The organism is Mesorhizobium sp. M1227, from assembly GCF_040318315.1.
In the GTDB taxonomy this organism is placed as follows: Bacteria; Pseudomonadota; Alphaproteobacteria; order Rhizobiales; family Rhizobiaceae; genus Mesorhizobium.
This window is the reverse complement of the sequence record NZ_JAMYLZ010000064.1, coordinates 1-12,611: the sequence shown is the minus strand read 5'-3', so window position 1 is coordinate 12,611 and position 12,611 is coordinate 1. Positions and strand designations below refer to the sequence as shown.

At 61.0% G+C, this 12,611-nt stretch carries 11 protein-coding genes and 3 pseudogenes; 12 read left to right on the top strand and 2 right to left on the bottom strand.

Annotation, left to right across the window (positions count from 1 at the left end; all coding sequences use genetic code 11):
- From NKH28_RS33095 to NKH28_RS33050, 11 genes and pseudogenes are all read left to right on the top strand, one after another.
- Positions 1-854 (top strand): FAD-binding protein (locus NKH28_RS33095; RefSeq protein WP_352981341.1); only part of this gene is annotated, 854 nt, incomplete at its 5' end.
- Positions 854-1,708 carry a carboxylating nicotinate-nucleotide diphosphorylase gene (gene nadC, locus NKH28_RS33090; protein WP_352981340.1) on the top strand — a complete coding sequence of 285 codons (855 nt, stop codon included), beginning with the start codon at positions 854-856 and terminating at the stop codon, positions 1,706-1,708. The genes NKH28_RS33095 and nadC, both read left to right, overlap by 1 nt.
- Positions 1,709-1,802: 94 nt before the next feature.
- Positions 1,803-2,801 carry a biotin synthase BioB gene (gene bioB / locus NKH28_RS33085; protein WP_352981343.1) on the top strand — a complete coding sequence of 333 codons (999 nt, stop codon included), beginning with the start codon at positions 1,803-1,805 and terminating at the stop codon, positions 2,799-2,801.
- Positions 2,798-3,937 carry an 8-amino-7-oxononanoate synthase gene (locus NKH28_RS33080; RefSeq protein ID WP_352981339.1) on the top strand — a complete coding sequence of 380 codons (1,140 nt, stop codon included), beginning with the start codon at positions 2,798-2,800 and terminating at the stop codon, positions 3,935-3,937. The genes bioB and NKH28_RS33080 overlap by 4 nt, the downstream gene beginning before the upstream one ends.
- 11 nt (positions 3,938-3,948) lie before the next feature.
- On the top strand, positions 3,949-4,584 hold the full coding sequence (gene bioD, locus NKH28_RS33075) for a dethiobiotin synthase (RefSeq protein WP_023679599.1): 636 nt from the start codon (positions 3,949-3,951) through the stop codon (positions 4,582-4,584).
- Complete coding sequence (locus tag NKH28_RS33070) at positions 4,584-5,849, top strand: adenosylmethionine--8-amino-7-oxononanoate transaminase (RefSeq protein WP_352981338.1); 1,266 nt, start codon at positions 4,584-4,586, stop codon at positions 5,847-5,849. The genes bioD and NKH28_RS33070 overlap by 1 nt, the downstream gene beginning before the upstream one ends.
- Positions 5,846-6,829 carry a 3-oxopimeloyl-[acyl-carrier-protein] synthase BioZ gene (gene bioZ / locus NKH28_RS33065; RefSeq protein WP_352981337.1) on the top strand — a complete coding sequence of 328 codons (984 nt, stop codon included), beginning with the start codon at positions 5,846-5,848 and terminating at the stop codon, positions 6,827-6,829. Before NKH28_RS33070 ends, bioZ begins: the two co-directional genes overlap by 4 nt.
- Positions 6,830-6,897: 68 nt before the next feature.
- Positions 6,898-7,196 (top strand): annotated as a pseudogene (locus NKH28_RS34635) (aspartate 1-decarboxylase); the annotation flags it as partial.
- A gap of 71 nt (positions 7,197-7,267) precedes the next feature.
- Positions 7,268-7,433: pseudogene (locus NKH28_RS34630) on the top strand (NrtR DNA-binding winged helix domain-containing protein); the annotation flags it as partial.
- Positions 7,434-8,001: 568 nt separating this feature from the next.
- Positions 8,002-8,715, top strand: coding sequence for an antitoxin Xre/MbcA/ParS-like domain-containing protein (locus NKH28_RS33055; RefSeq protein ID WP_352981335.1), 714 nt, complete (start codon positions 8,002-8,004; stop codon positions 8,713-8,715).
- 315 nt (positions 8,716-9,030) lie between these two features.
- Entirely contained in the window at positions 9,031-10,182 is a 1,152-nt protein-coding gene (locus tag NKH28_RS33050; RefSeq protein ID WP_352981342.1) for a porin, read from the top strand.
- 554 nt (positions 10,183-10,736) lie between these two features.
- Here NKH28_RS33050 and NKH28_RS33045 read toward each other — a convergent pair.
- Both NKH28_RS33045 and NKH28_RS33040 read right to left on the bottom strand, forming a co-directional pair.
- Positions 10,737-11,497: pseudogene (locus NKH28_RS33045) on the bottom strand (S46 family peptidase).
- Positions 11,404-11,724 (bottom strand): S46 family peptidase, encoded by a 321-nt coding sequence (locus tag NKH28_RS33040; protein ID WP_352981334.1) that lies wholly within the window; start codon positions 11,722-11,724, stop codon positions 11,404-11,406. The pseudogene NKH28_RS33045 and the gene NKH28_RS33040 overlap by 94 nt, the downstream one beginning before the upstream one ends.
- A 426-nt stretch (positions 11,725-12,150) precedes the next feature.
- On the opposite strand from NKH28_RS33040, the gene groES reads away from it, so the two are divergent.
- On the top strand, positions 12,151-12,447 hold the full coding sequence (gene groES / locus NKH28_RS33035) for a co-chaperone GroES (RefSeq protein ID WP_352453535.1): 297 nt from the start codon (positions 12,151-12,153) through the stop codon (positions 12,445-12,447).
- Positions 12,448-12,611: the final 164 nt, after the last annotated feature.

Here is a 12,611-nt window from a genome sequence, read left to right as displayed (position 1 = left end):
TCCAGTTCCACCCGACCGCGCTTGACGGCCCGGAACGCCCTATGGTGCTGGTCAGCGAGGCCGTCCGCGGCGAAGGTGCTGCCCTGATCGACGAAACCGGCCAGGCTTTTCTCCAGAGCGTGCCAGGGGCGGAACTTGCGCCTCGCGATGTCTTGGCGCGCGCCGTCTGGAACCATCTTGCCAACGGCCACCGTGTTTTTCTCGACGCGCGGCAACGGCCTGGCCCGGAATTTGCTCGACACTTCCCGACAATCGCATCAGCCTGTCGTGGAGCCGGCATCAATCCCGCGCGCGATCTCATCCCCATTCGTCCGGCCCAACACTACCACATGGGTGGCGTTGCCGTGGACGGCTCCGGTAGGACCTCCGTCAAGGGGCTGTGGGCCTGTGGCGAAGTCGCTTCGACAGGACTGCATGGCGCCAACAGGCTCGCCAGCAATTCCTTGACCGAGGCCGTCGTGTGCGCGCGCTGGGTCGCTGAAAGTGTCGCCGGAACGCCTGCTCGCAGAACAAAGCCTGCGTTTGCGGACGTTTACCCATCGCCCGCGCCGACACCCGTGCGTGTTTTCCTGTCGCGCGCACTCGGCATCGTCCGGGATGGTGAAGGTTTGAAAGCAGCCGCATATGCCTTGTTGCCGCTCGCCGAAAGCAAGGACGCGGCCTCGGATCCGGCGGCTGTCGGGCTAATGATCGCGGTTGCCGCCCTGTTGCGCGAAGAAAGCCGCGGCGCTCATTACCGGACAGACTTTCCTCATCATGCGACTGTCGCCCGACGGTCCGAAATCACCCTCGAAGCCGCCTTGGCCGCTGCGCGGGAACTCGGACACTCGCCAAGCCTCGAAGGGGCAAAGTGATGACGTTCTCACCGCTTCCCACGGTCATGCTTGAGCCGCTTGTAAGGGCAGCTCTTCTTGAAGACCTTGGCAGAGCCGGCGACTTGACCACGGAGGCCATCGTCCCGAAGGAACACCAAGCGGGAACCGTGCTGGCGGCGCGCCAGTCCGGAGTTGTCGCCGGCCTCGATCTGGCGATGCTCGCTTTCCGCTTGATTGATCCTGATGTCAAAATCTCGGTGGAGCGGGCAGACGGCTCCAATGTCATGGATGGAGAGGTCATTGCATCAGTGGTTGGCCCTGCCCGGGCCATTCTCACAGCCGAACGGACGGCACTCAATTTTTTGTGCCATCTGAGCGGCATCGCTACAGCAACGGCATCGATCGTCGCTGCGGTTCGTGGATATGGCGCGAAGATCGTCTGCACGCGCAAGACGACGCCCGGATTGAGGGCAGTCGAAAAGTATGCGGTGCGCGCGGGTGGCGGATCCAATCACCGTTTCGGCCTCGACGACGCAATTCTGATCAAGGACAACCACATCGCCATCGCAGGCGGCGTTCGCCCGGCGCTCGAGCGAGCACGAAGACGGGCCGGTCATCTCGTCAAGATCGAAGTCGAGGTCGATACGCTGGCCCAGTTGGAGGAGGTACTTGGCTTCGCTCCCGATGCGGTTCTGCTCGACAACATGTCCCTCGCCGATCTTCGCCGCGCCGTCGCAATCGTTGGCGGCCGTGCTATCACCGAGGCTTCTGGCGGGATCGCATCCGATACAGCGCGAGCGATTGCCGCGACCGGCGTTGATCTGATTTCAGTCGGCCGACTGACCCACAGCGCGCCGATCCTGGATATCGGCCTCGACTATTGGGGCTCATGATTGTCTGAGGAACGAACAGGATCGAATCAACTGTCCTTTCCGATCGTCGTCAATCAGACAGCAAAGCAAGCAGAACCGGAGGAACAGCATGGACATGCAAACAGCCAGTCCAACGCAGACATCGCCACAGGCTCAATCCCCTGACCCTGGAGCGTGGACCCTGGAGAAGGCTCGGGCACTTCACGATGCCCCCTTCAACAATCTCCTCTTCCTCGCGCAAACCGTGCACCGCCAGAATTTCGATCCCAACAAGGTCCAGCTCAGCCGGCTGCTCAGCATCAAGACGGGCGGATGCCCGGAGGATTGCGGCTATTGCAGCCAGTCGGCGCATCACGAGACCGGCCTGAAGGCGTCGAAGCTGATGGAGGTCCGGCGCGTCGTCGCCGAGGCGAAGAAAGCGCGTGACGCCGGCGCAACCCGCTATTGCATGGGCGCGGCCTGGCGAAACCCCAAGGCGCGCGACATGGATGCGGTGGTGGCGATGGTCGAAGGCGTCAAGGCGCTGGGCATGGAGACCTGCATGACGCTCGGCATGCTCGATCGTGAGCAAGCCGCTCGACTGAAGCAGGCTGGTCTCGACTTTTACAACCACAACATCGATACGTCGGAACGCTACTATAGCGAGATCATCAGCACGCGGAGCTTTGCCGAGCGGCTCGAGACGCTCGAGCACGTTCGCCAATCCGGCATCAAGGTCTGCTGCGGCGGCATTGTCGGCATGGGCGAGGAGCCGGTGGACCGGATCGGCATGCTGGTGACGCTGGCCAACCTGCCGGAACCTCCGCAAAGCGTTCCGATCAACATGCTGATCCCGATCCCCGGCACCCCGCTTGCCGACGCCAAGCCCATCGAGCCGATCGAATTCGTGCGCGTGATCGCGCTGGCGCGCATCATGATGCCGAAATCGCATATCCGTCTTTCCGCCGGCCGTACGGCCATGACCGACGAGATGCAGGCGCTGTGCTTTTTTGCCGGCGCCAACTCGATCTTCGTCGGCGACACGCTGCTGACGGCGGACAATCCCGGTGAGGACAAGGATACCCTGCTGTTCCGGCGCCTTGGCATCGAGCCGATGGAACTCGAGGCGCAATGAACGGGGCACCGCTTGCCCGCTATGAGGCGACCTTGCAGGGACTGGCGCGCAAGGACCGGCTGCGGACGCTGAAGCCGCGCGCCGGGCGCGACTTCTCGTCGAACGACTATCTCGGGCTTGCCGCCTCCAAAAGACTTGGCGAAGCGGTTGCGGCGGCGATTGCGCAGGGCACGTCGGTTGGCGCCACCGGGTCGCGGCTGTTGCGCGGCAATGCGCCGGAACACGAGCAGCTCGAGGCAGACGCGGCGGCATTCTTTGGAGCCGACCGCGCGCTGTTCTTCGGCAGCGGCTACATCGCCAACTTCGCTCTGCTGACTGCGCTGCCGCAGAAGGGCGACCTTTTGGTCCTCGATGAGCTCGCCCATGCCAGCATGCATGAGGGGGCACAGGCCGGACGTGCCGAGTTCAAGCTGGCCGCGCACAACGATGTCGATGCTGTCGAGGACGCGATCAAGCGTTGGCGCGCCGAAGGCGGCATGGGATGCGTCTGGATTGCGGTGGAAAGCCTATACAGCATGGATGGCGACCGCGCGCCGATGGAGAGCCTGGTCGCGCTTGCCGATCGGCAGGACGCATTCATCGTCATTGACGAGGCGCACGCCACCGGCGTCTGGGGACCGGACGGCCGGGGGCTGGCCGCCGCTTTCGAGGGCCGCGACAACATCGTCGCGCTCCACACCTGCAGCAAGGCGCTCGGCGCATCTGGTGGGCTCGTGACCGGGCCGAGGACACTGTGCGAGTATCTGATCAACCGTTGCCGGCCATTCATCTACGCCACCGCGCCATCGCCCCTGATGGCGGTCGCGGCGCGCGAAGCGCTCGCAATGCTCGCCGACGAGCCTATGCGGCGTGTTCAGCTGCATGAACGCGTTGCCCTCGCAGGCCGCCAATTGGTCGATCGCTGCGGCGTGATACCAAGTGGCTCTCAGATCCAGCCCTTGGTAATCGGCGATGTCAGGCGCACCATGGCAGTGGCGGCGCGCCTGCAGGCCCGCGGCTTCGACATGCGCGGCATTCGTCCGCCGACCGTGCCCGAGGGCACGTCGCGGCTGCGCATCTCATTGACGCTCAATATCGGCGAAGCCGACATTTCCGCCATGGTCGAGGCGCTCGTCGAGGTGTTGGCTCAGACATGACCGGAGGCGACATGACCAAGCGCATCGTCATCACCGGAACAGACACCGGAATTGGCAAGACGGTGTTTTCGGCCGGGCTTGCCGGCCTGCTTGACGGTTTCTACTGGAAGCCGGTGCAATCGGGCCTCGACGGCGAGACCGACAGCGAGGCGGTTGCACGGCTTGCCGGGCTTCCGTCGGGGCGCGTGCTGCCGGAAGCCTACCGCTTGAAGAGCCCGCTTTCGCCGCATCGTTCGGCCGAAATCGACGACGTTTCGATCGAGGCTGCCGATCTTTCGTTTCCGGTCCTGCCGACACCGCTCGTCATCGAAGGCGCCGGCGGGCTGATGGTGCCGCTGAACCGCCGGACAAGGTTCATCGACATATTCGAGCAATGGCAGTTGCCGGTCATTCTGTGCGCCCGCACCGCGCTCGGAACAATCAATCACACCCTGCTGTCGATCGAGGCCCTGCGGGCGCGCGCTATCCCGCTGGCTGGCATCGCCTTCATCGGCGATGAGATGACCGATACGCAACGGACGATCGTGGAATTCGGCGACGTGCCGCAACTCGGCAGGCTGCCGCACCTCGATCCGCTGACGGACAAAACGCTGAGACAAGCGATGATTGCCGGCTTCGACCTCGCTTTGATTGCCGGAGGCGAATGATGACGCAATCCCGTGTGTGGCATCCCTTCACCCAGCACGCGCTCGAGCCGGCGATCCCTGAAATCGTCCTGACGGAAGGCGCCTATGTCCACACGGCCGACGGCTCCCGCATCCTGGACGCCATTTCCTCCTGGTGGGTCGTCACACATGGCCACCGCCATCCCCGCATTATGAAGGCAATCGAGACGACCGCCTCGAGCCTCGACCAGATCATCTTCGCAGGTTTCACGCACGAGCCTGCCGAATGCTTGGCCAAGGCGCTTGTCGCACTCGCTCCCGCCGGACTCGACTGGGTGTTCTATTCCGACAGCGGCTCGACCAGCGTCGAAGTCGCGCTGAAGATGGGGCTCGGCTATTTCCGCAACATCGGCGCGCCGCGCTCGCGCATCGTCGTCATGGAGCACAGCTATCATGGCGACACGATCGGCACGATGAGCGTCGGTGCCCGTGGCGTGTTCAACGCCGCCTACGGACCCTTGCTGTTCGAGGTCGACACCATTCCCTTCCCGGCCGCCGGCCGCGAGCAGGCAACGCTGGATAGATTCGAGGCCGTCAGCCGCGACCGGCGCGCCGCCGCGCTTATCGTCGAACCGCTCGTGCTTGGCGCCGGCGGCATGCGAATGTATCCGGCCTCGGTTCTGACCGGATTGAAGAAGATTGCCGAGGCCTCCGGCACGCTGCTGATTGCCGACGAGGTGATGACCGGCTGGGGCCGCACCGGGAGCATGTTCGCCTGCGAGCAGGCATCGATTTCTCCAGATATCCTGTGCACCTCCAAAGGCTTGACCGGCGGCGTGATCCCGCTGGCGGCCACGCTTGCCACCGATGCGATCTTCCAGGCTCATTATTCAGCGGATCGCAAGAAGACGTTTTTCCACTCGAGTTCCTACACCGCCAATCCGATTGCCTGTGCGGCAGCACTCGCCAATGTCGAGATCTGGCGTGACGAGCCGGTGGCCGAGCGGATCGCGGCCTTGAGCGAGAGACAGGCCGCCGGGTTTCGACGCTTTCGCGACAATGCCAACTTCACCGACAGCCGCGCGATCGGCACGATCCTGGCTCTCGACCTGCGCGCCGGCCCTGCCGGCTATCTGGCCGAGATCGGACCTAAGCTGCGGGTCTTTTTCCTCGAGCTCGGCCTGCTTGTGCGCCCGCTCGGCAATGTCCTTTATCTCCTGCCGCCCTATTGCGTCACCGGCGACGAGCTCGATCGGCTCCATGACGCGATCGAGGAGGCCGGCGAACGCTTCGGCTCAAAGCCATGAGCAGGTTGTCGCGCCTTCTCGGGTTTGGCCATCATGCGCCTGGGCGAAAGGTGGCGAATGCCGAAATCGAGAACAATCTCGGCCTCGAACCGGGCTGGATCGAGCGGCGTACTGGAATCCGGTCGCGCTTCTGGGCAACGGACGAAGACACGCTGTCTGGTCTTGCTGCCCAGGCCGGCGCCATGGCGCTGGCCAGTGCCCGCATTGCGCGCCACGACATCGGTCTGCTGCTGCTTGCCACCTCGACGCCCGATCACCTCCTGCCGCCCAGCGCGCCCCTGGTCGCACATCGGCTGGGGCTTGGGCGCGCCGGCGCTGTCGATCTGACCGGCGCCTGCGCCGGCTTCATCTATGCGCTGATGTTTGCGGACGGATTTACCCGCCTGCACGGCAAAGCGAGCCTTGTTATCGCCGCCAATATCCTCAGCCGCCGCATCAATCCCTCTGAGCGCGCCAGCGCCGTGCTGTTTGCCGATGCCGCCGGCGCCCTCGTGATCGGTCCCTGCGAGGATACTGATCGGGGCATTCTCGGTGCCTCAGTGGATTCAGACGGCTCGCGCTACGGGCTAATCCATATTCCGGCCGGCGGAAGCAACATCCCGTTCCAGAGTGGCCTGGATCTCGGGCAAACCCGAATGACGATGACCGACGGCCGCGAAGTGTTCGCCAAGGCTGTCGAGATGATGACCGATTGCTCGACCAGCGCGCTTGCCACCGCCGGAGTGCGACCACAGGATGTCGGCCGGTTCGTGCCACATCAGGCCAATGCTCGGATTTTCGATGCGGTCGGGCGAAACCTCGGCGTTGCCGATCACCTGATCGTCAAAACGATCGCCGAATATGGCAACTCTTCCGCCGCGACGATCCCGCTCTCACTGTCGCTCGCCAATCAAGCGGAGCCGTTTCGGCCGGGCGAGAAAATACTCCTGGCGGCGGCAGGTGCGGGACTCAGCGGCGGGGCGCTCGTCGTCGGGATTTAGCCCAGCGAAGCTGCTCAACATCAGGACTGGCTCTGTGAGATGAATAGGACAACGGGACCAATGCGAAAATAGTCGCCGGCAAGCTGCACGGCATCCTCGTCACCGAGCAAAGCTTAACTACCACGGTTCGATAACGCTCGACCCTGACCACGCGAAGAACCCGGGATCCTGCCAATGGATTCGTGGAGACATGGAGCAAGACTTCCGGCGCGCGAATCTCGACCTATGTCATCCTCGGCGAGCGCGGCTCTCGATGCTGCATCCTCAACGGCGCGGCCGCCCGGAACCTGCCAGCCCACTCCATCCATCTGGACGAAGCGCACATTCCTGTCTGAAGCCGCGGATCGTTACGTTCGTCATCAACAATGTCGTCGGCTTCTCGCCGATGGCAATGCGCTGACGCGGACGGCGTTGACGATTACATCGGCAGGGGCGCTTCAGCAGAACTTTCGCCGGTTGATGGAGCAGCAGGAACTGGTGGAGGAGACCGGCGAAAGTGCTTTTGATAACCGGCGGTCGGCCGGCGAAGCTTTATCGCTTCCGCCACCATGTCCTCGACGAAACGGCGGTCGCCCGGACAAAATTGCCGCTGGCGCGGGCTTGACATCCTTTATACTCAACGTAGAAATATACCCTTATAATCAATTCGATTATAACGAGAAATTCATTCGCACCGTCCGAACCCACGGTCTCGCTCGGGAAGCCCGTATGAGTGGGTCGAAGTGATCTTGGAAATGAAACGCCCGAGGACGGGCTTTCAACCTTTGTCGTGAAGGAGGTGCCGCGCGCCTGGGCCAATGCCTTGCGGCAACGGTGAAGGATGTATACCGCCAGTAAACGCGTGCGACAAAGTCGATATCGAATGTACAGTTCGTCTAAATGTGCGATACGTTCGATTTGTGCAAGTAACACTTGGAAAAGTGTTGCATAAAAGAAACGTCTAATTATATAAAGCTGGCAAGCTAAACTTTAAACTTGCACAAATGAGCATCGCGGATAGCGTCCCACTGTGAAGCGTGCACTGCGATGTGCGTCTGTTTCGATCGTGGGGGCAAGACGGTCGTCAATTGAGGTTCTTCCCTTTTTTGTTGAGAGGCAAAAGTTGAAGCCGCAAGACGGCTGCTAGGTTGCGCGCATACGAAAACGCAACACATCGCCGTCCCCCCAACTTCATGTCTTCAACGCTCTTTCGGAGGCTTGCTGAGGGAATGCTATTGGGAAAGCCAGATATGTCCGCGTCGAGTGATCTTGGGGATGAAAAGCGCCAGACCGAGCTTTCAAGCTTTGTCATGAGGGAGGTGCAGCGCATTCTTGCCCAATGCGATGAGGGGAAGCAGGGTGACAAGGCTGCTGTTGCGCCTTCGGGTTCTCCTTCCAACGAATTGACCGCCGTGGCCGCCGAATTTCTTGGTAGGCTCGAGGCCGAAGCAGCGCGACGGCTAAACGCCCAGGCGGGTGAGATCGCTACGCGACCACGGGCAGCCGATCATCCGCTCGGGCATCCGGTTCTGAAAGATTGCCCGAGAGAAGGCGCGCGCATTGCAGAATGGGCCGGTCCAGTTGCGGGGTCGACGCATCTCGAGAGACGTTTTGGAATACCGCGGTCCACTTTGTATTGGTGGCAGCAACACAATGATGTGGTTGCCTTTCGGAGAGGCTCCCGTAAGCATGTATTTCCCCTGGCTCAGTTCATCGACGGCAGGCCTATCCCCGGAATCAGGCAGGTCCTTTCCTCGATCTCCGATCCCAGACTGGCTTGGCTGTGGCTGATCAGCCCCTCGCCTCTTCTCAAGGGTCGCGTCCCTATCGAATTGCTCAGAGAAGGTATGAACACAGAAGTTGTTTCATCCGCCGCCCAGGCTGTTTCTCTGATTGAATCTATCTGACAATTGGCCGGATGCAGATGGCTGTCCGCGCATTATGTAAGTGCGCACAAGCAGATGTACCAATTGTGCGATTTGTGCAAATGTATAGTTGTTCAATTTGTGCAAGTAATACAATAGATTTAGTGGCAATAATGCAACGGATACTTCTATATATGGTTGGCAGACGGAATTTGAACTTGCACTAATTCGCCCAGCGAATAGCGTTCGAGCCGGGAAGGATGCATCGCGATGCGCATCTTTTTCGATCGTGGGGACAGGGAGCGGTTCGTCCATCGACGTCCTCGCCCTTTTCAAATCATTGAATGGAGATCAATTATGAACATCAAGAGCCTTCTTCTCGGCTCAGCTGCGGCTCTGATCGCAGTTTCCGGCGCCCGCGCCGCCGACGCGGTGACCGTCGCCGAGCCGGAACCGGCTGAATACGTCAAGATCTGCGACGTCTACGGCTCGGGCTACTTCTACATCCCCGGCACCGAGACCTGCCTGCGCATCGGCGGCTATGTCCGCTACGACATCGGCGTCGGCGACGTTGGATCCTACGACGGGGCGCGGACCCACGACGTCCAAGACGGCAGCGAGCAGGGCACCTGGCGCAAGAACGCCCGCTTTGACCTAAGGACTTGGACCGGCCAGGAAACCGAACTCGGTACTTTGAAGACATACACCGAGACCAAATTCAATTTCGGTAACCGCAACGCCTATTCGGGTCCCGACAGTCCCCAGAACTATGCCTTCAACAAGGGCATCACACTGAACTTCGCCTGGATCCAGCTTGGTGGCCTGCGCGTCGGTAAGGACGAATCGGCCTTCGATACGTTTATCGGCTATGCCGGCAACGTCATCAACGATACGCTCGTTCCCTACGGCGATTTTGACACCAACGTCGTGCAGTACTACTTCGACGCAGGCAATGGCTTCTCCGCCGTGGTATCGCTCGAAGAGGGTTCTGGCGTCGTCGGCACGATCGACAGCTACGTTCCGCATCTTGTCGGCGGCGTGAAGTACACGCAGGGCTGGGGCGCCATCACCGGCGTCGTGGCTTACGACAGCAACTACGAAGAGGTAGCCGGCAAGCTCCGCTTGGATGTGAACGCCACCAACGAACTGTCGCTGTTCATTATGGCTGGCTATGGGACCGACGACAACCTAACCGATGGGACCTACGCTATTCCTGCCGGCGGTCGCGGCTTCTACAAGCAGTGGGGTGGCAACTGGGCCGTCTGGGGCGGCGGCACCTACAAGTTCAACGAGAAGACCTCTTTCAACCTTCAGGCGGCGTATGACGAGTGGAAGAACCTCGGCATTGCTGCCAATGTCGCCTACGATATCGTTCCTGGTCTGACGATCACGGCCGAAGTCGACTATCTCCACGCTGGCAAGTTCGGGGATGTGGACTTCTCTAACTGGACCAATGCCGACAAGAAGAACAGCGTCGGCGGTCTGCTCCGCTTCCAGCGCTCGTTCTGAGGATTGAAGAGCCCGTTGCCGCGTTCGGAGCGGTAACTGCGAGCCTAATTTGCGGCCGAACCATTGTGGTGAGGCTTGTAGAGGTTTCGGCGAATTGCTTGATCACGGACCTCCAATCCGAGCATTTCGTCGATGAGAAGGGCGCCCTGTTCCCGGGCGCCCTTTTTTAAGGGTTATCATCAGACTCTCTCCCGGGGGAACTGTGGGTAAGAAACAACGCATCGTCCTGCAGGCAGCTGTTTTGGCGTCTGCCTTTGGCTTTTTTTTGCTGATCCTGATCCTGCAGATGGTCAGTTTTTTGGTTGACTAGGCACGCGCAAGCGGGATGGATCGCGCAGAGACACGCGGAAGTTTTTTTCGCCAGCGAAACCCCGACGACCTGATGGGGAGTCGCGCCAGCAGGGTGGGCGCCACGTCCAGTGCCACCGACCATGCGAGATGCCGATTGTTGGCGCGTCTGTCAGTTCGCGCGGCCATATTCATTCTGGTGCCGATCTGTTGCCTTTTCTGCTTTTCCCATGCGTTTTAGGCCGAGCCATTTGTGAAGCGGGCGGTCAATGGATCTGCGCCTCGCGATTGCCTGCCGTTGCCTGGTTGATCTGGGCGGCATAATCCGAGAGCGAACGCTGCAACCGCGGTTCGAATTGCGCGAAGTTGAACCGGACTTCATCCGCCGTCAGGAACTGGTGGGTTGCGCCGGGAAAGCCGGCGACCATCACAAGGTCGCCTTCCTTGACGCCTTCACAGGCTATGGGTAGCCAACTCTTCGGCCGGTAGGGCACGTTCTCGCGCGCATATGGCCGGGAGGAACCATCAGGAGCGACATAGGCGCGATAAATCCGAAGTGGCCCGTGTGGCGCGGCCTCCAGTTGTCCGTTTGGCCGCCGAAGTTGCCGATGCCGAGCGCGGGCGCATAGACGAGGCGCACGTCCTCAATTTCGAGCTTCTGCAGGAGATAGTAGAAGGCGCCGCCATAATAGGCCCCTACGTCGCAGCGGCGATTGGGCTGTCCTTCACATGCGGCGATCAGGGCCTTTTTGTTCGTGGCGAGCCGCTCATAGCGGGCAAACCCGTTCAGCTTGTCCGAGACGCTCTTGAGCATTTCGGCGGTCACATCCCGCATGTCCTCGATCACATAGATGCGGTTGCCGGGCGCCGCGGGCAATTCTTCACCCAGGCTCTTCGCCAGAAAGCCACCAGAAAACCGTCTGTGAGATAGTCCTAGCCCTCCTTGCTGTGGTATTGGATGGATTCGAACACGCAGTGATGATTGGTTGCGACCAGCCCTTGTGGACTGACGAACGAGGCGGAGCATCCGCCCAGTGATACGACCGGGTTGAGCGGGTCAGCGTCCAGACGACCCAGCTGGGCGGGATCGATCTGGAGCCCATCCGCGCGCATGGCCGCGCCCACTTCCGCAGTCTGGCCCGGCATCCACATACCTTCGTCCGCCGACGTAGCGGTGACCGTCCCGAGCAAGGCGATGGCAGTTGCTTTGGCCAAACATTTCCAATTCGAGTTCATGCTGACTGTCGCTCTCATCTTGCCTCCTGTTCTCCGCAGATTGGATTGGTGACTATCGGGATGGCCGGAGTCCTGGCGCCCGCGCGGCGGCCAATACCGTAAAGACCGTGTGGACCCGTTAACCGCAACAATCCTGATGGCGCTCACCTCTCATATTTGTCGCGCGCAACGTTTGCGGATCATCCGCTGCACCAACCGTGCCAAATGAATAAAGCCTTCAATTACAAATGGTGAGCCGCCTCACCCATGTCCTATCTCCGACGTCGTTCACGTAAAAGGCTCGGTGCTTCCACGCTCTTTTGCTCTTCGCCCGTCCCTCTTCCGTCTTGACTAGCAGGAGCCTACGGCCTATCTCACTGCCGCGTTAGCACTCCCCCAAGATGAGTGCTAACCACGCTCCGGCAACGGAGAACCGTTCAACATCCGCACCAGGGAAATCCAAAAATGGCAAAGTCGAATTTCCGGCCGCTGCATGACCGCGTGGTCGTTCGCCGCGTCGAGTCCGAAGCGAAGACCGCCGGCGGGATCATCATCCCCGATACGGCTAAGGAAAAGCCGCAGGAAGGCGAGATCATCGCCATCGGTTCCGGCGCCCGTGACGAGGTCGGCAAGCTCGTCCCGCTGGACGTCAAGGCCGGCGACCGCATCCTGTTCGGCAAGTGGTCGGGCACCGAAGTCAAGCTCAACGGCGAAGACCTTCTGATCATGAAGGAAGCCGATATCATGGGCGTCATCGGCTGACACGCCGCCGCCTTTCATCCGCACCATCCAATCTGAATTTCGGGCGAAATGCCCAGGAGTAAAAAATGGCTGCCAAAGACGTAAAATTCTCCCGCGACGCTCGTGAGCGCATGCTGCGCGGCGTCAACATCCTCGCCGACGCGGTGAAGGTCACGCTCGGCCCC